Raw genomic sequence first — 21,867 nt, forward strand, 5'->3', positions numbered from 1 at the left:
CTTGGTGGTCAGGCCCTCGATCGGGAGTCCAGTCCCGGCCGGGGGCCGTCGCATGTTCTGGGGTCTGTTCGGGCGAGCATATGACCGACAACCAGTCGGAAATCCAGCTGAGTTGCGGATTGTCACCCTTGTGGGCGATGCGGGTTCGCGGTGCTGACGAGAGGCCGAACCGGGTCAGGTGAGAGCCGGGCGGGGCTGGGTTTGGTGGGTTCTCTCCCCGAGTTCTTGAAAAGCATTTGATGCCGGGCGGTATCGGTCGGTCGTTTACCGGGACGGTGGAATCCGGGGGCCGGTGCGGGCGGGTCCGGAGCCGACGGGCTTCAGCGCCGGCGTCAGTGCTGATGACGGTGCCGGATGCGGTACGAAGTTGAGCTCGGCCCAGACCGTCTTGCGCGGGGGTCTGCCGGGCATGACGCCCCAACGGTCGGAAAGCGCCTCCACGATGACGAGTCCGCGCCCCGACTCGTCGGCGGGGCCCGGGTGTTGCGGGCCGAGGGTCCGACGGTCGCCGCGGGTGTCGGTCACCTCGATGCGAAGGGTGCCGCCGATCACGTACAGCGTGAGACGGAAGTCGCGGCCGGGGACGCGGCCGTGCGTGACGGCGTTGGCGGCCAGCTCGGCCACGATGTGCTCCGCGCGGTCGGGGTCCAACGGCAGCTCCCAGGCGCGGACTTGCTCGGTCGTGAACCGCCGGGCGAGACGGGCGCCGCGGGGTGTCGCTGACAGGAGCAGGCTGAAGCTGCGGACGGTTTCTTGATTCACGTCACACAGCGTGGCCACCCGTGTCTACTCTGAGCTGGGGTTACGACTGTGCGTATCGGGACTGTCGCTCTGTGGTCCCGGTCTGTCCTGGCTGTCTCGGGTGTCGTACGGGTGCGGGTGGATGTTGGAGGTGGGTGGAGATGAGCAGCGGTGAGGGCGTGGACGAGGCGGGCTGGGACCTCGAACCGGGGGACGAGAGCGCGCCGTTGGTGGAGGCCGTCGGACGGCTGGTCAGGATCTGCCGCGAGGCGGCCGGGCTGCGGGTCGCCGACGTCGGTGAGGCCCTCGGATACGGCGAGGACATGATCCGCAAGATCGAGCGCGGGGCGCGGATTCCCCGGCCGGAGTTCCTCGACCGGGCGGACGAGGTGCTGAAGGCGAGCGGGCACCTCAAGGCGTTCAAGGGGGATGTGGAGAGGGCCCGGTACCCGAAGAAGATGCGGGAACTGAAGGAGTTGGAGGACGGGGCGGTTGAGCTGCTGCAATACAGCAACCACAACATCCAAGGGTTGTTGCAGACGCCGGAGTACGCGCGGGCGCTGTTTGAGATGCGACAGCCCATGCACTCGCCGGACGCAGTGGAAAGGGGCATCGCTGCGCGCCTGGCCCGGAAATCGATCTTCGAGCGAGAGCCTGCTCCGACGCTCAGCTTTGTCCAGGAACAGGTGACGCTGGAACGCCCCCTCGGTGGGAACATGGTGCTACGGCGGCAACTCGAACACTTGCTAGAGGTCGGGAAGCTGCGGAACGTCACACTTCAGGTCATGCCGACCAAGCGCGAAGAGCATGCCGGGGTGCAGGGTCTGATCCAGGTGCTGAAGTTCGCCGACGGAACGGCGGTTGGACGTTGCCCTGGCGCGTTCAACGGCCGCCCTGTCAGCGACCCCAGGGATCTTCGTATTCTTGAACTGCGCTATGGCATGATCCGGGCGCAGGCTCTCACGCCTGGGGAGTCGCTGGCCTTCATCGAACGAACGCTGGGAGAGCTATGAGCACCACGGAACTCCGCTGGTTCAAAAGCAGCTACAGCGACAGCGGCGAGATTGACGACTGCGTCGAAATAGCCAAAGCCCCCGCCGCCGTCCACGTCCGTGACTCCAAGAACCCCGCCGGGGCGCGGCTCACCCTCAGCCCTGCCGCCTGGGCGTCGTTCGTGGCACCCCTGGCGCCGGGCCACTAGCCGGGGCCGGGGGCCGGGTCACTGCATGTTCTGCACATGCGGATGGCCGGGCGCGACCGTACACACGTACAGCTGCAAGTTGTAGCTGCGGCCGATGTTCAGCTGGGTCGCGCAGGACGGGCCGCGGTAGTGCAGCCCCGTATAGCCGGCGTCCTCCACAGGACGCCAACTCCCGTTGCCGCCGTCCCATTCGCTGCCGTCGATGGTGAGCAGGGGCCGTACGTCCGAGCCGCACTCGGGGCATGCCATGGGGAACGGATCGCTGAAGCTCCAGGGGGCGTGGCCGCCGAGCTTGCAGCCCGGGGCGACGCTGAGGTCGTACTGATAGCCGATGACGTCGACGTCATCCAGCTCATCCCCATCCTCAGGCTCTTCCGGGGCCTGCTCCTCCTCCCAGGCTTCGATGCGGTCCGCCAGGTCCTCGGGCAGTTCGTGCGGGGCCGGGTACTCGGTGACCGTCTCGGGGTGGAGGACGCAGGGCTCGGGGAGGTAGTCGTCGTTGCCGATCACCGAGGGCTGCGGGGCGGCGGTGAGGGGGTCGGTCACGTCGGCGGAGGCACGCCAGCGGAGCGTGACCGCGGGGAGATGGTCCGCGGCGTGGTCGAAGGGGCACCACAGGACCTGGAGCAGATCGGTACCGGCCGGGCAGGGCAGCGCGGGGACGTCGGCGGCGTACAGCTGGACCACGGGGATCATGGGGGCCGGGCCGTCCAGGGATATCCGGGTCCGGCCGGAGAACGAGGCGCGGTCGACGATCACCTGCTCCTCGGGGGTGAGGAGATCGGCACCCTCGGCGCGTGGCCGGTCCCAGGCTTCGTCGAGGATGCGCCGCCTCAGCCGTACGTCGTCGGGGGCGACACCGCGGTGCGAGGGTCCGGCGTGATCCGGGCAGGTGGGCCACGGTTCGTCAGCCGGCCAGAGAAGAGGACCGCCGATCGAACTGTCGGCGGCGGCCGGCGCACCGGCACGCGGGTGCAGCCGTACGGCGGTACGGGCCATCGGCGCCAACTCGGGGAAGAGGGCGACGATGTCGAGGGGGCGGGGTGGGGTGGTGCGGGGCATGGGGGAGAGGCTATGTGTGCACGCGGGCGCAAGGTGAAGGTGGGGCACGTCCGATGGCCGATGGGACGCGGGCGGCGGCGTACACCTGGTCCACCGAGGGGGATGCAAACGCCGTGACCGCGGAATTTCACATGAAGCTGGGCGAAGGAATGCTCGGCTATTTCCGCGAGATAGCGGACGAAATGGTGGGGCGGTTCGGTATCTCCCGCGCGGAGGCGGTGGCGAGGATCAATGAGAGGTACGGAGGAACGGAGATAGCTCCGTACCCCGATCTCCTGTGCCATGAGCTTCCGGAGTTCTGGGCCTACAGCCCGTACTACTACCCCGACGACGCCGGACGTCTTCCGACGGGAGACGCGGGCGCGGACGCGGACGCGGGCATCGACGTGACGCGACTGCGGATCCGCCCGCGTCCGCCGGAGGGCTCGCCCGCGTGGACCCTCCGCGGGGACGTTCAGGGCGGGGGAGAGGGATGAGCAGCACTGTCGAGTACCGGCTCCGGGGCACCCACTCTCAGGGCGGTCTGGCCGCGGACTTGACGGCGGAGTATCGCCTCCCCGGCACCGGTGCGGCGGGCTGCCTGCAGGTCTACCGCAACGTCTCGCTGACGCTTCCGAGCGGCACCCATTGGCGCGACGCCGCATGGCTCGCCTTCGGGCTCTCGGTGCACTCCGCCGACCTGTCCTCCGAGCATCCCGACGGCCTGCTCGTCGAGGTCGCCGCGCTCACCTTCCCCCTCGCCCACTACCGGTCCGAGGCGGCGGCGCTGGCGATGGACGCTTGGCTGCGCAACGAATTCGCCCTCCCAGATCGCGGACTCCGCGCCGCTCTCGACGATGAGACAGGGGCATGGGGCTTCCAATGGGGAGGACACCTTGATCCCTTTTCGGACGGGCCCTGACTGGTCGGTGGTGGAGGGAGAAGGCGGACCATGGCGCCCAAGTGTGCGTACTGGTGGATGCGGGCCGCGGATGCGGCCGAGGGCGCGTGGAAGAAGGCTGTGCGCCGGAGACGTGGCAGATGGGAATGACCGAGTGGGCAACGAGCTCGGCTTCAACTAGGACGTGCTGCTGGGCGGGGCATGGCCAGGAGGTCGAGGACGGCCGGCGGGTCCTGTGCCAGCACGGTCGGTATCGATCGGCATCGGGAGGAGATCGGCATCGGGAGGAGGGGACATGGCGGCCGGGTGGGACTGGGACGGTGACGAGAGCCTGCTCCGCTTCGACGACCCCGTCGAGTGGGACGCGGCGTACGAACGCGGAGAGGACTCACTGGGCTCCGCCGCGATCGGGCTAGCCTTCAACTGCTCGCTGGCCGAGGCGTCACCTCGGATCGTCAGGGCGATGCAGCTGCCGGACATCGGCCAATGCGGCTTCGCCTTCACCGCGGCGGGCACCGCGGCCCGGCTCAACGGCGAACTGACACCAGAGCTGTACGCCGCGCTGCGGGCGGAGGGCCACGGCCGCAGGAGCATGGCCGAGAACGCCATCGACGACACCCTCGACTACGTACCGTTCCGGCAACTCCCACCGTGATTCAAGTGGCAGATGGTCCGGATGACCGTGCAGAACAAGCTGGAGTACTGGTGGATGCTGGCCACGGACGCGGTCGGCGACGCGCGGCGGTTCCTGCGAGGTCGCCGCTCCTGAGGGCAAGGCGTGCGATGGCACGGTCGGCGGGGGTAGGCGTGACGGGGGTTGCGTGATGGCGGCTGTGGAGGCGCGGTAAGTGACGCAAGAGCGGACAGGACGGGACTGGTCCCCGCAGACCGAGGACGTGCTGCGTCGTGCGGGCTGGCGTCCCGGACGGACGGTGCCGACGTCGACCTGGGAAGCGATCCTGAGCGAACGCGGGGCCTTCGTGGCTCATGACGCAGCGCGCCGGCTCCTCGCCGAGTTCGGCGGTCTCGTGACGTACGGCTGGCCCGCCGATTCGATCACCACTTCGTCGTCCGTCCGGTTCGACCCCCTGGCGGCCGGGTGGCAGGACGAGCTGTTCGCGCGGGCGAGCCGGGAAATAGGGGCGCCGCTCTACCCGGTGGGCACGGCGGACGAAGGTGCCGGCTTCCTGGGGATCACGGAGGAGGGCGCACTGCACCTGCTTCGGGACCGGGCGGAACCGCTGGCGACGACCATCGACCAGGCGCTGGACCGGTTGGTCACGCTGCAAGGGGCGCAGGCAGCCCTGTGGACGCCCGACGTGCCGGCGGACCCTCCTCCGTTCTGGCGGAGGTTCGACGTGGCGCACCCCGGCGAGGACGCCGGGGTGCGCTGGTCGGCGGAGACGGATCGGGTGCTGCGGGCAGGAGGCTGGTGTCCGGGCCGGGCAATTCCCACGGACACCTGGGAAAGCGCCCTTCTGCAGAGCGGTGAGTACGAGATCCACGATGCCGCGCGCCGGTTTCTGGCGGAGTTCGGTGCGGTGGGTGTGCCCTACCGAGATCCCCTGGACGCCACGTCGTGCATGGAGTTCCGACTGGATCCGCTCCTGGCGTTCTGGGACGCGGAGATCATTGATGATCTCGCCGAGCAGGCAGGCGTAGACACTCTGTATCCCATCGGCATGCGTGACCGCGGGAACCAGTACCTGGCCATGGCGGCGGACGGGGCTGTCTATGCAGGCATGGACAGCGTCTGGCTGCTGGCACCCACGCCCGACGAGGCGGTGCAGCGGCTCACGTGGCGGCTGGGCGACCACTGACGAGCTGAACGGCCGATCTTCACGCCGAACGCCTGTGCCTAGTAAATTCGCTGCTGCGTATGTGTGGTTGACGGGGCTGGTGCGACGGGGGTTGCGTGATGGCGGGGTATCGGCCGACGGACTGGCATGTCCTGGACCTGGACAAGGATCCGACGCCTGGGGATCCGGTTCGGGTGAAGTCCCTGGCCAAGAGCCTGCACGACTTCGCCGACGACGTGCAGGATGCGTTGCGGCTCGTCAAGGGCATGGCGGAGGAAGACGCCGTCCTGACGATGGTGGGCAAGACGGCCGAGGTGTTCCGGGACGAGTTCTCGGGTGTGCCGAAGAACTTGAAGAAGCTGAAGAAGTCGTACGACCTGGCCGGTGATGCGCTGGCGGCGTACTGGCCCGAGCTTGAGCGTGCCCAGACGCTGGCCGACAAGGCCCTCGCCAAGGGGCGGGACGCGCAGGCTGATCTGTCGTCCGCCAAGTCCAAGTTGTCCTCGGCCGATTCGTGGGTGACGCGGGCGAACAAGGAAGCGGACAAGTACAAGGACGATCCGGGGTCGGCGGGCAAGGACGTTCCGAAGCCTGATGAAGCGAAGGTGCGGGCCGCCACCCGTGACGCGCAGAGTGCCAAGGACGCGCACACCGCCGCTCAGTCGGATGTGACCTCCGCGCAGAGTGCGCTGGACGCGGCGAAGAAGATGGCCGCCGACGCGCGTCAGATGCGTGAGGACGCCGCCGGGGAAGCCAAGCGCAAGCTCGATGACGCTTCCGACGCCGGCATTCCGAACCGTAAGTGGTACGAAGAAGTCGGCGACTGGTTCGTCGACAACTGGGACACCATCGTCGCCGTCTGCAAGGTCGTCGTGGCGGTGCTGGGCATTATCGCGATGATTATCGGCGGGCCGATTCTCGGTGCGATCGTGCTGATCGCCGCGCTGATCGTCCTCGCGGACACTCTCAACAAATATATGAAGGGGCAGGCCTCCCTGTGGGATGTGGCTTTTGCCGCGCTCGACTGCATTCCGGGGATGAAGGGGCTGACCACCCTCGGCGGGCTCGCCAAGGGGCTCAAAGGGCTCCGGAGCTTGAACGGGATCAAGGCCGGGATGAAGGGCATGGCCGAGGGCGTGCGCGGGATGAGCGGCGTCTTCAAGGGCGCGGCCCGCATGCCGGGTGGCCAGATCCCCTACCGGGCACTGTCCCCGAAGGCCAGGCAGCTCACCCGGGCGCTGGAGAACGGCCACATACCCATCCGGCCCGGCGAGGTGAACGTCTCCCATCTCTCCGAACTCCAGAGCTTCCACGGGGTCGAGCACGCCATCATCCAGAACCCGGCGGGGGATCTGCGTCTCTTCCGGGGGACGGAGCGGACCAGTTCCATTCCGCGGGACCTCAGGGGCCAGGATTACGACTTCATCGCCCATACGCACCCGGAAGACCGAATTCCCGGACCGCCCAACCGAATAGAACAGGCGCAGGGAATGCCCAACAGTATGTCGCGGGACCTGGAGTACAAGGCGTCGGATCATATGGAAGTGGTCGTCAGCCGGGACGGAAACCTGCGGTTCTTCGACGGTGACGGGATCCGTGAACTGCCGCAGGGAACGTACCCTGAGGGTGGTCCGGTGAATCCGTTGGGGTTCATCGTTCCCGTGCAAATGGGATAACCGATGTGCATACGTTGGCATGAACCGCGCCGCGGAAAGGGAAAGCCGTAATGAGTAGTGAATACGCCTCGTGTGTCTTCTGCGGGGAGTTCGTCCTGCACATCCCCGGGTGGGCCAGCGATGTTCCCTCGTACCGGCTCATGCGGGCGACCTGGCGGGAGGAGCACGCGTTTCTCGTCGGGTCGCTGCACTTCTCCTGCCTGCGGGCGTCGGCCGTCCGGTCGGAGTTCGCCGCCGAGTTCGCGGGGATCGCGACAGGGCACGGGAGGGAGATCACGTTTCAGGCGGCCGGCGGGGCCCAGACCCTGGTCCAGCCCGGTCTCGGGTACGTCGAGGAGATCTTCCGGGGTGACGAATGCGCCGTCCACCGCAGCGACACCCGGGACAGCTGGCTCGTGCTGGAGCATGCCGGGCCCTGGTACGTGCTGGACCGGCCTCAGATGGAGGCCATCGCGCAGGGGAAGCCGCCTCGTCTCGACCCCGGGGTGGAGCGGATCGTGCTCCCGGGGGAGCCGATGGCGGGCCTTGCCGACGCCACACTCGCCGAACTCCTGGACAGCCTCGGTGTCACGGGCCGGTATCCGGGCCTCGCGGCGGGGGAGCCGGAGTACGAGTTCTGGAAGTACTTCGCCCCCAAGCGCGTACTGGAGTACGCGGTGATCGCGACCCCGCCCCTGCCGGCGGAGGCCGCCGCGTTCCTGCGGGACTACGCCCCGGGGTACCGGCCGATCGACTACGACGCGCTGGAAGGCGACGAGCTGCGGGGCTGAGAAGCCGGACGTCGGGCCCGGAAGGCCCTGCGGCGGCTCGCCGACAGGGCCGGTCCGTCCGAAGAGTTTGACGCCCGTCCCCCCGGGGGTATCCTCTCCGGCTCGATTCGCCAGGTCGCTGCCCCGTGTGGCAGACTGTCGGGGTTGCTCGGTTGAGTGCCGATGCTGCGCGCCTCCCGCCGGGAGGACCGGAAGCGAGTCCCACAGTACTCGTCGCCCCAACTGCCCCAGGGCAGCGCTGGAGCGGACGTACGGGAATCTTCCGGGAAGTGTCAGCGGGGTGCAGACCAGGCACCCGGTGGGTGTTCCGCCCCCGGTCCTGCGGTCGTCTTTGGGATGGGCCGTGTCCCTGGTAGGGAAATCCGTTTGTGGATATCTCTGCGGTGAGGACGCGACACACCCGACCGCGTGGGTCGGAGACAGGACGCGAACCCGCGGGGTTGCAGAGCGTTTCACTAGACAAAGGACTACTGAGTAGCCATGGCGGGACAGAAGATCCGCATCCGGCTCAAGGCCTACGACCACGAGGTCATCGATTCCTCGGCGAAGAAGATCGTCGAGACGGTGACGCGCACTGGTGCGTCGGTCGCGGGCCCGGTGCCGCTGCCCACTGAGAAGAACGTGTACTGCGTCATCAAGTCGCCGCACAAGTACAAGGACTCGCGCGAGCACTTCGAGATGCGCACGCACAAGCGCCTGATCGACATTCTCGACCCGACCCCCAAGACCGTTGACTCTTTGATGCGACTCGACCTCCCGGCCGGTGTCGACATCGAGATCAAGCTCTAAGGGATGTGGTCTGAGAATGGTTAAGCAGATCAAGGGCATCCTCGGCGAGAAGCTCGGCATGACGCAGGTGTGGGACGAGAACAACCGTGTTGTTCCGGTCACCGTCGTCAAGGCCAGCCCCAACGTCGTGACCCAGGTCCGTACGAATGACGTCGACGGCTACGAGTCGGTCCAGATCGCCTTCGGCGAGATCGACCCGCGCAAGGTGAACAAGCCCCTCAAGGGCCACTTCGCCAAGGCCGACGTCACTCCCCGCCGTCACCTCGTCGAGATCCGTACCGCTGACGCCAGCGAGTACGTCCTCGGCCAGGAGATCACCGCCGAGACCTTCGAGTCCGGCATCAAGGTGGACGTGACCGGCACGAGCAAGGGCAAGGGCTTCGCCGGTGTCATGAAGCGTCACAACTTCCATGGCCTCGGCGCCGGCCACGGTGTCCAGCGCAAGCACCGCTCTCCGGGCTCCATCGGTGGCTGTGCCACCCCGGGCCGTGTGTTCAAGGGCCTCCGCATGGCGGGTCGCATGGGCAACGAGCGGGTCACCACCCAGAACCTGACCGTCCACGCCGTTGACGCGGAGAAGGGCCTGCTCCTCATCAAGGGCGCGGTTCCTGGTCCGAACGGCGGCCTCGTCCTGGTCCGCACCGCGGCCAAGGGGGCCTGAGGTAACGATGAGCACTGTTGACATCATTTCGCCGGCAGGCGACAAGACCGGGACGGTCGAGCTCCCTGCGGAGATCTTCGACGTCGAGAAGATCAGCATCCCGCTGCTTCACCAGGTCGTAGTCGCCCAGCTGGCCGCTGCCCGCCAGGGCACGCACAAGACCAAGACGCGCGCCGAGGTTCGTGGTGGCGGTAGGAAGCCCTACCGCCAGAAGGGCACCGGCCGTGCGCGCCAGGGCTCGACCCGCGCCCCGCAGTTCGTCGGCGGTGGCGTCGTCCACGGCCCGCAGCCGCGTGACTACTCGCAGCGGACCCCGAAGAAGATGAAGGCCGCGGCCCTGCGCCACGCCCTCACCGACCGGGCCCGCAACGCTCGCATCCACGTCGTCTCCGGCGTGATCGAGGGCGACAACCCCTCCACCAAGGCCGCGAAGGTTCTGCTCGGCAAGATCTCGGAGCGCAAGAACCTGCTCCTGGTCATCGACCGTGCCGACGAGGCCGCGCTGCTCTCCGCGCGCAACCTGCCCCAGGTCCACATCCTGGAGCCGGGCCAGCTGAACACGTACGACGTTCTCGTCTCGGACGACGTGGTCTTCACCCAGGCCGCTTTCGAGTCCTTCGTGTCTGGCCCCCAGGCCGCTGACACCGAAGGGAGCGAAGCCTGATGGCTACGCGTCACCCGAGCATTGCCCCCAAGGCGGCCAAGGCCGCCAAGGCCGCGCGCATCGCCAAGGCGAAGCGCCACGAGGCCGAGGGCAAGAACACCGTTGAGACGCCGCTGAGCAAGAGCTTCACGGATCCCCGTGACGTCCTCATCAAGCCGGTCGTCTCCGAGAAGAGCTACGCGCTGCTCGACGAGGGCAAGTACACCTTCGTCGTCGCGCCGGGCGCCAACAAGACCCAGATCAAGCAGGCCGTCCAGGCGGTCTTCTCGGTCAAGGTCACCGGGGTCAACACGATCAACCGCCAGGGGAAGCGCAAGCGGACCAAGAGCGGCTTCGGCAAGCGTGCTGACACCAAGCGCGCCATCGTGACCCTCGCTGAGGGCGACCGTATCGACATCTTCGGCCAGGCCTCCTAACGGAGCGCCCTGGTCCGAATATCGGACGAGGACTGAGAAATGGGAATCCGCAAGTACAAGCCGACTACGCCGGGGCGTCGTGGCTCCAGCGTCGCCGACTTCGTCGAGGTCACGCGGTCCACGCCGGAGAAGTCGCTGGTCCGCCCGCTGCACAGCAAGGGCGGCCGTAACAACGCCGGTCGTGTGACCGTTCGCCACCAGGGTGGCGGACACAAGCGCGCCTACCGCGTCATCGACTTCCGTCGGCACGACAAGGACGGCGTGCCGGCGAAGGTCGCGCACATCGAGTACGACCCCAACCGCACCGCGCGCATCGCGCTGCTTCACTACGCGGACGGCGAGAAGCGCTACATCCTCGCCCCCCGCAACCTGTCGCAGGGCGACCGCGTCGAGAACGGTCCCGGGGCCGACATCAAGCCGGGCAACAACCTGGCCCTCCGCAACATCCCGGTCGGTACCACGATCCACGCGATCGAGCTCCGTCCCGGTGGCGGTGCCAAGTTCGCCCGCTCCGCCGGTGCCTCCGTGCAGCTGCTCGCGAAGGAGGGCCAGATGGCCCACCTGCGCATGCCGTCCGGAGAGATCCGCCTGGTCGACGTGCGCTGCCGCGCCACCGTCGGCGAGGTCGGCAACGCCGAGCAGTCGAACATCAACTGGGGCAAGGCCGGCCGCAAGCGCTGGCTGGGCGTCCGCCCGACCGTTCGCGGTGTGGCGATGAACCCGGTTGACCACCCGCACGGTGGTGGTGAAGGCAAGACCTCCGGTGGACGTCACCCGGTCTCGCCGTGGGGTCAGAAGGAGGGTCGTACTCGTTCGCCGAAGAAGGCATCGAACAAGTACATCGTCCGCCGCCGCAAGACGAACAAGAAGCGCTAGGAGCGGGTTTAGATGCCGCGCAGTCTCAAGAAGGGGCCCTTCGTCGACGACCACCTGATCAAGAAGGTGGACGTACAGAACGAAGCCGGTTCCAAGAACGTCATCAAGACCTGGTCCCGTCGCTCGATGATCATCCCGGCCATGCTCGGCCACACGATCGCGGTGCACAACGGCAAGACCCACATTCCGGTGTTTGTCACCGAGTCGATGGTCGGCCACAAGCTCGGCGAGTTCTCGCCGACGCGCACCTTCCGGGGTCACGTCAAGGACGACCGGAAGTCGAAGCGCCGCTAACGCGGGGTGGAATCGACCATGACAGACACTGGAAGGACAACCATGGAAGCCAGGGCCCAGGCGCGGTACATCCGCGTCACGCCCATGAAGGCCCGCCGTGTGGTGGACCTTATCCGTGGCATGGATGCCACGGAGGCTCAGGCGGTCCTGCGTTTCGCCCCGCAGGCCGCGAGCGTGCCCGTCGGCAAGGTGCTTGACAGCGCCATCGCCAACGCCGCACACAACTACGACCACACCGACGCCGACAGCCTCGTCATCTCCGAGGCGTACGTCGACGAGGGTCCGACCCTGAAGCGGTTCCGTCCGCGCGCCCAGGGCCGCGCCTACCGGATCCGCAAGCGGACCAGCCACATCACCGTGGTCGTCAGCAGCAAGGAAGGAACCCGGTAATGGGCCAGAAGGTTAACCCGCATGGGTTCCGGCTCGGCATCACCACGGACTTCAAGTCCCGCTGGTACGCCGACAAGCTGTACAAGGACTACGTCAAGGAAGACGTCGCCATCCGTCGGATGATGACGTCCGGCATGGAGCGCGCCGGCATCTCGAAGGTGGAGATCGAGCGCACCCGTGACCGCGTCCGTGTGGACATCCACACCGCGCGCCCGGGCATCGTCATCGGCCGCCGCGGCGCCGAGGCCGACCGCATCCGCGGTGACCTGGAGAAGCTGACCGGCAAGCAGGTCCAGCTGAACATCCTTGAGGTCAAGAGCCCGGAGACGGACGCTCAGCTGGTGGCCCAGGCCGTCGCCGAGCAGCTGTCCTCCCGCGTCTCCTTCCGTCGCGCCATGCGTAAGAGCATGCAGGGCACGATGAAGGCCGGCGCCAAGGGCATCAAGATCCAGTGCGGTGGCCGTCTCGGCGGCGCCGAGATGTCCCGCTCGGAGTTCTACCGCGAGGGCCGTGTGCCCCTGCACACGCTCCGCGCGAACGTCGACTACGGCTTCTTCGAGGCCAAGACGACCTTCGGCCGCATCGGTGTGAAGGTCTGGATCTACAAGGGCGATGTCAAGAACATCGCCGAGGTCCGCGCCGAGAACGCCGCGGCCCGTGCGGGTAACCGCCCGGCCCGTGGTGGAGCCGGTGGCGGCGGCGACCGCCCGGCCCGTGGCGGTCGTGGTGGCGAGCGTGGCGGCCGTGGCCGCAAGCCGCAGCAGCAGTCCGCGCCGGCAGCCGAGGCCCCCAAGGCCGACGCTCCCGCCGCCGCTGCCGCTCCGGCCGAGAGCACCGGAACGGAGGCCTGACCGAAATGCTGATCCCTCGTAGGGTCAAGCACCGCAAGCAGCACCACCCGAAGCGCCGCGGTCAGGCCAAGGGCGGTACGCAGGTTTCGTTCGGCGAGTACGGCATTCAGGCCCTCACGCCGGCGTACGTCACGAACCGCCAGATCGAGGCGGCTCGTATCGCGATGACCCGCCACATCAAGCGTGGCGGCAAGGTCTGGATCAACATCTACCCGGACCGTCCGCTGACGAAGAAGCCCGCCGAGACCCGCATGGGTTCCGGTAAGGGTTCCCCCGAGTGGTGGGTCGCGAACGTGCACCCGGGCCGGGTCATGTTCGAGCTGTCCTACCCCAACGAGAAGATCGCCCGTGAGGCCCTCACTCGCGCAGCCCACAAGCTGCCGATGAAGTGCCGGATCGTCAAGCGCGAGGCAGGTGAAGCGTGATGTCGGCCGGTACCAAGGCGTCCGAGCTGCGCGAACTGGGTGACGAGGAGCTTCTTGCGAAGCTTCGCGAAGCCAAGGAAGAGCTGTTCAACCTCCGCTTCCAGGCGGCGACCGGTCAGCTCGAAAACCACGGGCGGCTCAAGGCCGTCCGCAAGGACATCGCGCGGATCTACACCCTGATGCGTGAGCGCGAGCTGGGCATCGAGACGGTGGAGAGCGCCTGATGAGCGAGAACAACGTGACCGAAGAGACCAAGACGAGCCGCGGTTTCCGCAAGACCCGTGAGGGTCTGGTCGTCAGCGACAAGATGGACAAGACCGTCGTCGTCGCTGTCGAGGACCGCGTCAAGCACGCGCTGTACGGCAAGGTCATCCGCCGTACGAACAAGCTCAAGGCGCACGACGAGCAGAACGCCGCGGGCGTCGGCGACCGGGTTGTCATCATGGAGACCCGGCCGCTGTCCGCGACGAAGCGCTGGCGCATCGTCGAGATCCTCGAGAAGGCCAAGTAGTAAGTACCTGAGGGGTTTCCCGCAGGTTGGTTCCGCCAGGCTCGGCAGGGGTTTCCGTGAAGGAGCCCCTGCCGGGAACCGGCAGACAATCAGGAGATAGACGTGATCCAGCAGGAGTCGCGACTGCGTGTCGCCGACAACACTGGTGCGAAGGAAATCCTTTGCATCCGTGTGCTCGGTGGCTCCGGTCGCCGCTACGCGGGCATCGGTGACGTCATTGTCGCCACCGTCAAGGACGCGATCCCCGGCGGCAATGTGAAGAAGGGTGACGTCATCAAGGCGGTCATCGTTCGCACCGTCAAGGAGCGTCGCCGTCCCGACGGCTCGTACATCCGCTTCGACGAGAACGCCGCCGTCATTCTGAAGAACGACGGCGACCCTCGCGGCACCCGTATCTTCGGCCCGGTCGGCCGTGAGCTGCGCGAGAAGAAGTTCATGAAGATCATCTCGCTCGCGCCGGAGGTGCTGTAAGCATGAAGATCAAGAAGGGCGACCTGGTTCAGGTCATCACCGGTAAGGACAAGGGCAAGCAGGGCAAGGTCATTGCCGCTTACCCGCGCGACGAGCGCGTCCTGGTCGAGGGTGTCAACCGGGTCAAGAAGCACACGAAGGCCGGTCCCACCGCTCGCGGTTCGCAGGCCGGTGGCATCGTCACGACCGAGGCGCCCGTCCACGTCTCCAACGTCCAGCTGGTCGTTGAGAAGGACGGCAACAAGGTCGTCACGCGCGTCGGTTTCCGCTTCGACGACGAGGGCAACAAGATCCGCGTTGCCAAGCGGACGGGTGAGGACATCTGATGGCTACCACCACCATTCCGCGTCTCAAGACGAAGTACCGCGAGGAGATCGCGGGCAAGCTGCAGGAAGAGTTCTCGTACGAGAACGTCATGCAGACCCCGGGCCTCGTCAAGATCGTGGTCAACATGGGTGTGGGCGACGCCGCCCGCGACTCCAAGCTGATCGAGGGCGCCATCCGCGACCTCACCACGATCACCGGTCAGAAGCCGGCCGTCACCAAGGCCCGCAAGTCCATCGCGCAGTTCAAGCTGCGTGAGGGTCAGCCGATCGGTGCCCACGTCACACTTCGTGGCGACCGCATGTGGGAGTTCCTGGACCGCACCCTGTCGCTCGCGCTTCCGCGCATCCGCGACTTCCGTGGTCTGTCTCCCAAGCAGTTCGACGGTCGTGGCAACTACACCTTCGGTCTCACCGAGCAGGTCATGTTCCACGAGATCGACCAGGACAAGATCGACCGCGTCCGGGGTATGGACATCACCGTGGTCACCACGGCGACCAACGACGCCGAAGGCCGTGCCCTTCTCCGTCACCTCGGCTTCCCCTTCAAGGAGGCGTAAGCGAGATGGCGAAGAAGGCTCTGATTGCCAAGGCTGCTCGTAAGCCCAAGTTCGGTGTGCGTGGCTACACCCGTTGCCAGCGCTGCGGCCGCCCGCACTCCGTGTACCGCAAGTTCGGTCTCTGCCGCGTGTGCCTTCGTGAGATGGCTCACCGTGGAGAGCTCCCGGGCGTGACCAAGAGCTCCTGGTAGTCCCCATAACTGGGACGACCGGACGCTCTCGGTAAGCAGTGGGTTGGCAGAGGCTCTCCCCTCCATGGCTTAGGCTAGGAGGGTTGGGCGTCTGCCGCCCGGACGCATGTGGGTACAGCCCACTAGTTAACGCTTACTACGCCGTAGGTCCCCGCACCGCACCCGTCCCGCCACTGAGTGGGGAGAGGGATGGCGCATACAGGAAACCCCGGCGAGAGAGGCCGAAGGCCAATTCATGACCATGACTGATCCCATCGCAGACATGCTTACTCGTCTGCGTAACGCGAACTCGGCGTACCACGACGATGTCGCGATGCCCCACAGCAAGATCAAGTCGCACATCGCGGAGATCCTCCAGCAGGAGGGCTTCATCACCGGCTGGAAGGTCGAGGACGCCGAAGTCGGCAAGAAGCTCGTCCTCGAGCTGAAGTTCGGTCCGAACCGCGAGCGCTCCATTGCGGGCATCAAGCGGATCTCGAAGCCGGGTCTGCGTGTGTACGCGAAGTCCACCTCCCTGCCCAAGGTGCTGGGTGGCCTCGGCGTGGCGATCATCTCCACGTCGCACGGTCTCCTCACCGGACAGCAGGCCGGCAAGAAGGGCGTAGGCGGAGAAGTTCTCGCCTACGTCTGGTAGCGGAAGGGAACGGAGGAAACAGCTATGTCGCGTATTGGCAAGCTCCCCATCACGGTTCCCGCCGGCGTGGACGTCACCATCGACGGCCGTACGGTTCAGGTGAAGGGCCCCAAGGGCTCTCTCTCCCACACCGTCGCGGCGCCGATCGAGGTCGCCAAGGGCGAGGACGGCATTCTCAATGTCACCCGCCCGAACGACGAGCGTCAGAACAAGGCCCTCCACGGCCTGTCCCGCACGCTGGTGGCGAACATGATCACCGGCGTGACCACGGGTTACGTGAAGAAGCTCGAAATCAGCGGTGTCGGTTACCGCGTCCTGGCGAAGGGTTCCAACCTGGAGTTCTCGCTCGGCTACAGCCACTCGATCACGATCGAGGCGCCCGAGGGCATCTCCTTCAAGGTCGAGAACCCGACACACTTCTCGGTCGAGGGAATCGACAAGCAGAAGGTCGGCGAGGTTGCGGCCAACATCCGCAAGCTGCGCAAGCCCGACCCGTACAAGGCCAAGGGCGTCAAGTACGAGGGCGAAGTCGTCCGGCGCAAGGTCGGAAAGGCGGGTAAGTAAGCCATGGCATACGGTGTCAAGATTGCTAAGGGCGACGCTTACAAGCGTGCTGCCATCAAGCGACGTCACATCCGCATCCGGAAGCACATCTCCGGTACGGCTGAGCGGCCTCGCCTGGTCGTGACGCGCTCGAACCGCCACATCGTGGCCCAGGTGATCGACGACGTTAAGGGTCACACCCTCGCGTCGGCGTCCACCCTGGACACGACCATCCGCGGCGGCGAGAACGACAAGTCCGAGCAGGCCAAGTCGGTCGGCGCCCTGGTCGCCGAGCGCGCCAAGGCCGCCGGTGTCGAGGCTGTCGTATTCGACCGTGGTGGAAACCAGTACGCCGGGCGCATTGCCGCTCTGGCGGACGCCGCCCGCGAAGCCGGACTCAAGTTCTGAGTCCTGTTCCGTAGCTAGCGGAAACAGAGAGAGGTAATTCCAATGGCTGGACCCCAGCGCCGCGGAAGCGGTGCCGGTGGCGGCGAGCGGCGGGACCGGAAGGGCCGTGACGGCGGCGCAGCTGCCGAGAAGACCGCGTACGTCGAGCGTGTCGTCGCGATCAACCGTGTCGCCAAGGTTGTGAAGGGTGGTCGTCGCTTCAGCTTCACTGCGCTGGTCGTAGTGGGCGATGGTGACGGCACCGTGGGTGTCGGTTACGGCAAGGCCAAGGAGGTGCCGGCCGCGATCGCCAAGGGTGTTGAAGAGGCCAAGAAGCACTTCTTCAAGGTCCCCCGTATCCAGGGCACCATCCCGCACCCGATCACGGGCGAGAAGGCCGCGGGCGTCGTCCTGCTCAAGCCTGCCTCCCCCGGTACCGGCGTCATCGCCGGTGGCCCGGTGCGTGCTGTCCTGGAGTGCGCCGGCGTTCACGACATCCTGTCGAAGTCGCTCGGCTCTTCCAACGCGATCAACATCGTGCACGCGACCGTGGCGGCCCTCAAGGGCCTGCAGCGTCCCGAGGAGATCGCGGCCCGCCGCGGTCTGCCCCTTGAGGACGTCGCCCCCGCGGCTCTCCTGCGTGCACGTGCGGGAGCGGGTGCGTAATCATGGCCCAGCTCAAGATCACGCAGAAGAAGTCGTTCATCGGCAGCAAGCAGAACCACCGTGACACCCTTCGTTCGCTTGGTCTCAAGCGGATCAACGATGTGGTCGTCAAGGAGGACCGCCCCGAGTTCCGCGGAATGGTTCACACCGTCCGCCACCTCGTGACGGTTGAGGAGGTCGACTGATCATGGCGGAGAACAACCCGCTCAAGATCCACAACCTCCGTCCCGCCCCGGGCGCCAAGACCGCGAAGACGCGAGTCGGTCGTGGTGAAGCGTCCAAGGGTAAGACGGCCGGTCGTGGTACCAAGGGCACGAAGGCCCGTTACCAGGTTCCGGAGCGCTTCGAGGGTGGCCAGATGCCCCTCCACATGCGTCTTCCGAAGCTCAAGGGCTTCCGGAACCCGTTCAAGACCGAGTACCAGGTCGTGAACCTCGACAAGCTGGCGTCGCTGTACCCGGAGGGTGGCGAGGTCACCGTCGAGGGACTCGTCGCCAACGGTGCGGTTCGCAAGAACAGCCTCGTCAAGGTCCTCGGCCAGGGCGAGCTCTCCGTGGCACTGCAGGTGACGGTCGATGCCGTCTCCGGCTCCGCCAAGGAGAAGATCACCGCCGCCGGCGGTACCGTCACCGAGCTGATCTGATCTCTTCAGGCGATTCGATGACTTGAGCGATCCCGACCGGGGATGCCCCACAAAAGGGGCATCCCCGGTTGGTCGTTCCTAGGGGAGCGGTGTCGCCGGTAAGGTGGCCTGCGCTGCTAATTTTCGCCCGGTGTGCCGCCAGGGAACTCCAGGTGGCTTCTGACTGTTAGTTAGCTGTCCGTTACTTATTCGTCGAACCTCAAGACCGTCACCTCTGGCGCACTTGCGCGGGGGTCGCAGGAGGCACCGTGCTCACCGCGTTCGCCCGGGCGTTCAAGACGCCCGACCTGCGCAAGAAGCTGCTCTTCACGCTCGGCATCATCGTGGTTTATCGGGTGGGTACGCACATCCCGATCCCCGGTGTCGACTACAAGAACGTCCAGATCTGTATCGACAACGCGAGCCAGAACCAGGGCCTGTTCGGTCTGGTCAACATGTTCAGCGGTGGCGCTCTGCTGCAGATCACGATCTTCGCACTGGGCATCATGCCGTACATCACGGCGAGCATCATTCTGCAGCTGCTGACCGTGGTGATCCCGCGCCTGGAAGCCCTCAAGAAGGAGGGCCAGGCGGGTACGGCGAAGATCACGCAGTACACGCGTTATCTGACGGTCGCGCTGGCCATCCTGCAGGGCACCGGCCTGGTGGCCACCGCCCGCAGCGGCGCGCTCTTCACCAGCTGCCCGGTGGCCAACCAGATCGTGCCGGACCAGTCGATCTTCGTCACCATCACGATGGTCATCACCATGACCGCCGGTACGGCCGTCGTCATGTGGCTCGGTGAGCTCATCACCGACCGCGGTATCGGCAACGGCATGTCGATCCTCATGTTCATCTCGATCGCCGCCACGTTCCCGTCGGCACTGTGGGCCATCAAGCAGCAGGGCAACCTGGCGGACGGCTGGATCGAGTTCGGCACCGTCATCGCGGTCGGCCTCGTCATGGTCGGCCTCGTGGTCTTCGTCGAGCAGGCCCAGCGCCGCATCCCGGTCCAGTACGCGAAGCGGATGATCGGCCGCAGGTCCTACGGCGGTACGTCCACGTACATCCCGCTGAAGGTGAACCAGGCGGGCATCATCCCTGTGATCTTTGCCTCCTCGCTGCTCTACATCCCGGCGCTGGTGGCTCAGTTCGCAGGTGGGACCTCGGGCTGGAAGACCTGGATCGAACAGAACCTGACCAAAGGCGACCACCCGATCTACATCGCCACCTACTTCCTGCTGATCGTGTTCTTCGCCTTCTTCTACGTGGCCATCTCCTTCAACCCCGAAGAAGTCGCGGACAACATGAAGAAGTATGGTGGCTTCATCCCGGGCATCCGGGCCGGTCGGCCGACCGCTGAGTACCTGGGATACGTACTCAACCGGATCACCTGGCCGGGTTCGCTGTATCTGGGCCTGATCGCTCTCGTACCGACGATGGCGTTGGTTGGTTTCGGGGCAAACCAGAACTTCCCGTTCGGTGGCACCAGCATCCTGATCATCGTGGGTGTCGGTCTGGAGACGGTGAAGCAGATCGAGAGCCAGCTCCAGCAGCGCAATTACGAAGGGTTCCTCCGCTGATGCGAATCGTCCTCGTCGGGCCGCCCGGGGCGGGCAAGGGAACGCAGGCCGCGTTCCTCGCCAAGAACCTGTCGATCCCGCACATCTCCACGGGCGACCTCTTCCGTGCGAACATCAGCCAGCAGACCGACCTGGGCAAACTGGCGAAGTCGTACATGGACGAGGGCAACCTCGTACCGGACGAGGTCACCATCGCGATGGCCAAGGACCGCATGGAGCAGCCGGACGCCGTGAACGGCTTCCTGCTCGACGGCTTCCCGCGGAACGTCTCGCAGGCCGAGGCGCTGGACCAGGCCCTCAAGGCCGATGGTGTGGAACTCGACGGGGTGCTCGACCTGGAGGTCCCCGAGGACGAGGTGGTCAAGCGCATCGCCGGCCGCCGCATCTGCCGCAACGAGTCGAGTCACGTCTTCCACGTGACGTACAGCCCGCCGAAGAAGGAAGGCGTCTGTGACGTCTGCGGCGGCGAGCTGTACCAGCGCGACGACGACACCGAGGAGACCGTCCGCAAGCGCCTGGAGGTCTACCACACCCAGACCGAGCCGATCATCGACTATTACGGGGCCCAGGGCCTCGTGGTGACGATCTCGGCGCTCGGCAAGGTGGACGAGGTCACCAAGCGTGCGATGGACGCCCTCAAGGGTCAGTCCGAGGGCAAGGATCAGCGCGACGAGGACAAGAACGACAGCCGGGGCGACGACGACAAGTAGTCGTCCCGACCGGTTCGGCCGCGGTGCCCTCCCTGGGCGCCGCGGCCGTACTGTTGTGTACGTAACCCAGTAGGCAGAGAAGACGGAGAGCGCGGGCCCCCATGGTGCAGATCAAGACCCCCGAGCAGATCGCCAAGATGCGTGAGGCGGGCCTGGTCGTCGCCGCCGTCCACCGTGCGACGCGGGAAGCCGCGGTACCCGGTGCCACGACCCGGGATCTCGACCAGGTCGCCCGCAAGGTGCTCGACGAGCACGGCGCGAAGTCGAACTTCCTCGGCTACGGCGGCTTCCCCGCCACGATCTGCACCTCGGTCAACGAGGTCGTCGTCCATGGCATCCCGACCGACGACGTCGTCCTGAAGGACGGGGACATCATCTCGATCGACGCCGGCGCGATCATCGACGGCTGGCACGGGGACGCGGCGTTCACGGCCTTCGTGGGCTCCGGTCACGCTCCGGAGCTCCTTGAGCTGTCGCGGGTGACCGAGGAGTCGATGTGGGCGGGGATCGCGGCGATGAAGCTGGGGAACCGGCTCGTCGACGTCTCCCGGGCGATCGAGACGTACATCCGGCGCCAGCCGAAGCCCGGTGGCGGCAAGTACGGGATCGTCGAGGACTACGGCGGCCACGGCATCGGGACCGAGATGCACATGGACCCGCATCTGCTGAACTACGTCGAGCGGCGGCGGGGGAAGGGGCCGAAGCTGGTGGCCGGGTTCTGCCTCGCCATCGAGCCGATGGTTTCGCTGGGGACGCCTCGGACGGAGGTGCTCGCGGACGACTGGACCGTCATCACGACGGACGGTACGTGGTCGTCCCACTGGGAGCACTCTGTCGCTCTGACCGATGCGGGTCCGCTTGTCCTTACTTCCCCTGACGGGGGTAAGGCGAAGCTTGCGGAGTACGGGATCACTGCCGCGCCTGATCCCTTGGCGTAGGTCGCCCTCCGGGGAGGGGTCCCCTTGGAGTGCGGGTACGGGTACGGGTTCGGTGGGGGCTGGTCGCGCCGTTCCCCGCGCCCCTAAAGGGGCTGCGCCCCTCCGAGGGCAAAAGGCTGCGCCGTTCCCCGCGACCCTGAAAGCGCGCCCCTCTTGGGGCGGGTCTCTGCTTAGGGATCTTGAACGTGGGGCAGACTTTCTCGATTCGTCTTTCCGGGGGCCCTGGCGTAGAC

The 21,867-nt window shown here is 66.5% G+C and carries 33 protein-coding genes and 1 pseudogene; 32 read left to right on the forward strand and 2 right to left on the reverse strand.

Going from position 1 to position 21,867, the window contains the following annotated elements:
• Positions 1-264: 264 nt before the first annotated feature.
• Positions 265-762: an ATP-binding protein gene (locus ACFVH5_RS07035; protein WP_385832556.1), complete on the reverse strand. Its 498-nt coding sequence runs from the start codon at positions 760-762 to the stop codon at positions 265-267.
• Between the two features lie 140 nt (positions 763-902).
• Between ACFVH5_RS07035 and ACFVH5_RS07040 the strand changes: the two genes are divergently transcribed.
• Together ACFVH5_RS07040 and ACFVH5_RS07045 are read left to right on the forward strand one after the other, a co-directional pair.
• Positions 903-1,754, forward strand: a complete 852-nt coding sequence (locus ACFVH5_RS07040) for a helix-turn-helix domain-containing protein (RefSeq protein WP_385832557.1) — start codon at positions 903-905, stop codon at positions 1,752-1,754.
• Complete coding sequence (locus ACFVH5_RS07045) at positions 1,751-1,942, forward strand: DUF397 domain-containing protein (protein ID WP_385832559.1); 192 nt, start codon at positions 1,751-1,753, stop codon at positions 1,940-1,942. The genes ACFVH5_RS07040 and ACFVH5_RS07045 overlap by 4 nt, the downstream gene beginning before the upstream one ends.
• Positions 1,943-1,960: 18 nt before the next feature.
• On the opposite strand, the gene ACFVH5_RS07050 is transcribed toward ACFVH5_RS07045, so the two are convergent.
• Positions 1,961-3,004, reverse strand: a complete 1,044-nt coding sequence (locus ACFVH5_RS07050; RefSeq protein ID WP_385832560.1) for a hypothetical protein — start codon at positions 3,002-3,004, stop codon at positions 1,961-1,963.
• Between the two features lie 53 nt (positions 3,005-3,057).
• Between ACFVH5_RS07050 and ACFVH5_RS07055 the strand changes: the two genes are divergently transcribed.
• The 30 genes and pseudogenes from ACFVH5_RS07055 to map all read left to right on the forward strand — a co-directional run bounded on the left by ACFVH5_RS07055 (position 3,058) and on the right by map (position 21,634).
• Entirely contained in the window at positions 3,058-3,480 is a 423-nt protein-coding gene (locus ACFVH5_RS07055; RefSeq protein ID WP_385832561.1) for a hypothetical protein, read from the forward strand.
• Positions 3,477-3,905 (forward strand): hypothetical protein, encoded by a 429-nt coding sequence (locus ACFVH5_RS07060; protein ID WP_385832562.1) that lies wholly within the window; start codon positions 3,477-3,479, stop codon positions 3,903-3,905. The genes ACFVH5_RS07055 and ACFVH5_RS07060 overlap by 4 nt, the downstream gene beginning before the upstream one ends.
• Positions 3,906-4,179: 274 nt before the next feature.
• Positions 4,180-4,539, forward strand: a complete 360-nt coding sequence (locus ACFVH5_RS07065; RefSeq protein ID WP_385832563.1) for a hypothetical protein — start codon at positions 4,180-4,182, stop codon at positions 4,537-4,539.
• 193 nt (positions 4,540-4,732) lie between these two features.
• Positions 4,733-5,704 carry an SUKH-3 domain-containing protein gene (locus ACFVH5_RS07070; RefSeq protein ID WP_385832564.1) on the forward strand — a complete coding sequence of 324 codons (972 nt, stop codon included), beginning with the start codon at positions 4,733-4,735 and terminating at the stop codon, positions 5,702-5,704.
• Between the two features lie 98 nt (positions 5,705-5,802).
• Positions 5,803-6,834: pseudogene (locus ACFVH5_RS07075) on the forward strand (putative T7SS-secreted protein); the annotation flags it as partial.
• 575 nt (positions 6,835-7,409) lie between these two features.
• Positions 7,410-8,129 carry a hypothetical protein gene (locus tag ACFVH5_RS07080; protein ID WP_385832565.1) on the forward strand — a complete coding sequence of 240 codons (720 nt, stop codon included), beginning with the start codon at positions 7,410-7,412 and terminating at the stop codon, positions 8,127-8,129.
• Between the two features lie 480 nt (positions 8,130-8,609).
• A complete protein-coding gene (gene rpsJ / locus ACFVH5_RS07085; RefSeq protein WP_003948644.1) occupies positions 8,610-8,918 on the forward strand; it encodes a 30S ribosomal protein S10 in 309 nt (102 codons plus the stop codon).
• A 16-nt stretch (positions 8,919-8,934) separates the two neighbouring features.
• Positions 8,935-9,579 (forward strand): 50S ribosomal protein L3, encoded by a 645-nt coding sequence (rplC, locus tag ACFVH5_RS07090; RefSeq protein WP_384801243.1) that lies wholly within the window; start codon positions 8,935-8,937, stop codon positions 9,577-9,579.
• Between the two features lie 7 nt (positions 9,580-9,586).
• Positions 9,587-10,243 carry a 50S ribosomal protein L4 gene (gene rplD / locus ACFVH5_RS07095; protein ID WP_384801246.1) on the forward strand — a complete coding sequence of 219 codons (657 nt, stop codon included), beginning with the start codon at positions 9,587-9,589 and terminating at the stop codon, positions 10,241-10,243.
• On the forward strand, positions 10,243-10,659 hold the full coding sequence (rplW, locus tag ACFVH5_RS07100; RefSeq protein ID WP_107022195.1) for a 50S ribosomal protein L23: 417 nt from the start codon (positions 10,243-10,245) through the stop codon (positions 10,657-10,659). The genes rplD and rplW overlap by 1 nt, the downstream gene beginning before the upstream one ends.
• Before the next feature lie 39 nt (positions 10,660-10,698).
• Complete coding sequence (gene rplB, locus ACFVH5_RS07105) at positions 10,699-11,535, forward strand: 50S ribosomal protein L2 (RefSeq protein ID WP_028805741.1); 837 nt, start codon at positions 10,699-10,701, stop codon at positions 11,533-11,535.
• A gap of 12 nt (positions 11,536-11,547) precedes the next feature.
• A complete protein-coding gene (gene rpsS, locus ACFVH5_RS07110) occupies positions 11,548-11,829 on the forward strand; it encodes a 30S ribosomal protein S19 (RefSeq protein ID WP_006376029.1) in 282 nt (93 codons plus the stop codon).
• 42 nt (positions 11,830-11,871) lie between these two features.
• Positions 11,872-12,219 (forward strand): 50S ribosomal protein L22, encoded by a 348-nt coding sequence (gene rplV, locus ACFVH5_RS07115; protein WP_030619142.1) that lies wholly within the window; start codon positions 11,872-11,874, stop codon positions 12,217-12,219.
• Positions 12,219-13,070 carry a 30S ribosomal protein S3 gene (gene rpsC / locus ACFVH5_RS07120; RefSeq protein ID WP_107022196.1) on the forward strand — a complete coding sequence of 284 codons (852 nt, stop codon included), beginning with the start codon at positions 12,219-12,221 and terminating at the stop codon, positions 13,068-13,070. Before rplV ends, rpsC begins: the two co-directional genes overlap by 1 nt.
• A 5-nt stretch (positions 13,071-13,075) precedes the next feature.
• A complete protein-coding gene (gene rplP, locus ACFVH5_RS07125) occupies positions 13,076-13,495 on the forward strand; it encodes a 50S ribosomal protein L16 (RefSeq protein WP_099500627.1) in 420 nt (139 codons plus the stop codon).
• Positions 13,495-13,719, forward strand: a complete 225-nt coding sequence (rpmC, locus tag ACFVH5_RS07130; RefSeq protein WP_003998824.1) for a 50S ribosomal protein L29 — start codon at positions 13,495-13,497, stop codon at positions 13,717-13,719. Before rplP ends, rpmC begins: the two co-directional genes overlap by 1 nt.
• The gene (gene rpsQ / locus ACFVH5_RS07135; RefSeq protein ID WP_107022197.1) at positions 13,719-14,006 is read left to right on the forward strand and encodes a 30S ribosomal protein S17; all 288 of its coding nucleotides are present in this window, start codon (positions 13,719-13,721) and stop codon (positions 14,004-14,006) included. Before rpmC ends, rpsQ begins: the two co-directional genes overlap by 1 nt.
• A 102-nt stretch (positions 14,007-14,108) precedes the next feature.
• Positions 14,109-14,477, forward strand: coding sequence for a 50S ribosomal protein L14 (rplN, locus tag ACFVH5_RS07140; RefSeq protein WP_003992364.1), 369 nt, complete (start codon positions 14,109-14,111; stop codon positions 14,475-14,477).
• Positions 14,478-14,479: 2 nt separating this feature from the next.
• Complete coding sequence (gene rplX / locus ACFVH5_RS07145) at positions 14,480-14,803, forward strand: 50S ribosomal protein L24 (protein ID WP_055513601.1); 324 nt, start codon at positions 14,480-14,482, stop codon at positions 14,801-14,803.
• Complete coding sequence (rplE, locus tag ACFVH5_RS07150) at positions 14,803-15,360, forward strand: 50S ribosomal protein L5 (protein WP_107022199.1); 558 nt, start codon at positions 14,803-14,805, stop codon at positions 15,358-15,360. The genes rplX and rplE overlap by 1 nt, the downstream gene beginning before the upstream one ends.
• 5 nt (positions 15,361-15,365) lie before the next feature.
• The gene (locus ACFVH5_RS07155; protein ID WP_003948630.1) at positions 15,366-15,551 is read left to right on the forward strand and encodes a type Z 30S ribosomal protein S14; all 186 of its coding nucleotides are present in this window, start codon (positions 15,366-15,368) and stop codon (positions 15,549-15,551) included.
• Positions 15,552-15,786: 235 nt separating this feature from the next.
• The gene (rpsH, locus tag ACFVH5_RS07160; protein WP_081218894.1) at positions 15,787-16,185 is read left to right on the forward strand and encodes a 30S ribosomal protein S8; all 399 of its coding nucleotides are present in this window, start codon (positions 15,787-15,789) and stop codon (positions 16,183-16,185) included.
• Positions 16,186-16,209: 24 nt separating this feature from the next.
• Positions 16,210-16,749: a 50S ribosomal protein L6 gene (gene rplF, locus ACFVH5_RS07165; RefSeq protein ID WP_107022200.1), complete on the forward strand. Its 540-nt coding sequence runs from the start codon at positions 16,210-16,212 to the stop codon at positions 16,747-16,749.
• 3 nt (positions 16,750-16,752) lie between these two features.
• Complete coding sequence (gene rplR / locus ACFVH5_RS07170; RefSeq protein ID WP_107022201.1) at positions 16,753-17,136, forward strand: 50S ribosomal protein L18; 384 nt, start codon at positions 16,753-16,755, stop codon at positions 17,134-17,136.
• 42 nt (positions 17,137-17,178) lie between these two features.
• Positions 17,179-17,781: a 30S ribosomal protein S5 gene (gene rpsE, locus ACFVH5_RS07175; protein ID WP_055513610.1), complete on the forward strand. Its 603-nt coding sequence runs from the start codon at positions 17,179-17,181 to the stop codon at positions 17,779-17,781.
• A 2-nt stretch (positions 17,782-17,783) separates the two neighbouring features.
• Positions 17,784-17,966: a 50S ribosomal protein L30 gene (gene rpmD / locus ACFVH5_RS07180; protein ID WP_107022202.1), complete on the forward strand. Its 183-nt coding sequence runs from the start codon at positions 17,784-17,786 to the stop codon at positions 17,964-17,966.
• Between the two features lie 2 nt (positions 17,967-17,968).
• The gene (rplO, locus tag ACFVH5_RS07185; protein ID WP_328495908.1) at positions 17,969-18,424 is read left to right on the forward strand and encodes a 50S ribosomal protein L15; all 456 of its coding nucleotides are present in this window, start codon (positions 17,969-17,971) and stop codon (positions 18,422-18,424) included.
• A gap of 248 nt (positions 18,425-18,672) precedes the next feature.
• Positions 18,673-19,986: a preprotein translocase subunit SecY gene (gene secY / locus ACFVH5_RS07190; RefSeq protein WP_210882047.1), complete on the forward strand. Its 1,314-nt coding sequence runs from the start codon at positions 18,673-18,675 to the stop codon at positions 19,984-19,986.
• The gene (locus ACFVH5_RS07195; protein WP_385832568.1) at positions 19,986-20,696 is read left to right on the forward strand and encodes an adenylate kinase; all 711 of its coding nucleotides are present in this window, start codon (positions 19,986-19,988) and stop codon (positions 20,694-20,696) included. The genes secY and ACFVH5_RS07195 overlap by 1 nt, the downstream gene beginning before the upstream one ends.
• Positions 20,697-20,797: 101 nt before the next feature.
• On the forward strand, positions 20,798-21,634 hold the full coding sequence (gene map / locus ACFVH5_RS07200; protein WP_385832569.1) for a type I methionyl aminopeptidase: 837 nt from the start codon (positions 20,798-20,800) through the stop codon (positions 21,632-21,634).
• Positions 21,635-21,867: the final 233 nt, after the last annotated feature.

It is taken from the genome of Streptomyces sp. NPDC127119 (assembly GCF_042677425.1).
Taxonomy (GTDB): domain Bacteria; phylum Actinomycetota; class Actinomycetes; order Streptomycetales; family Streptomycetaceae; genus Streptomyces.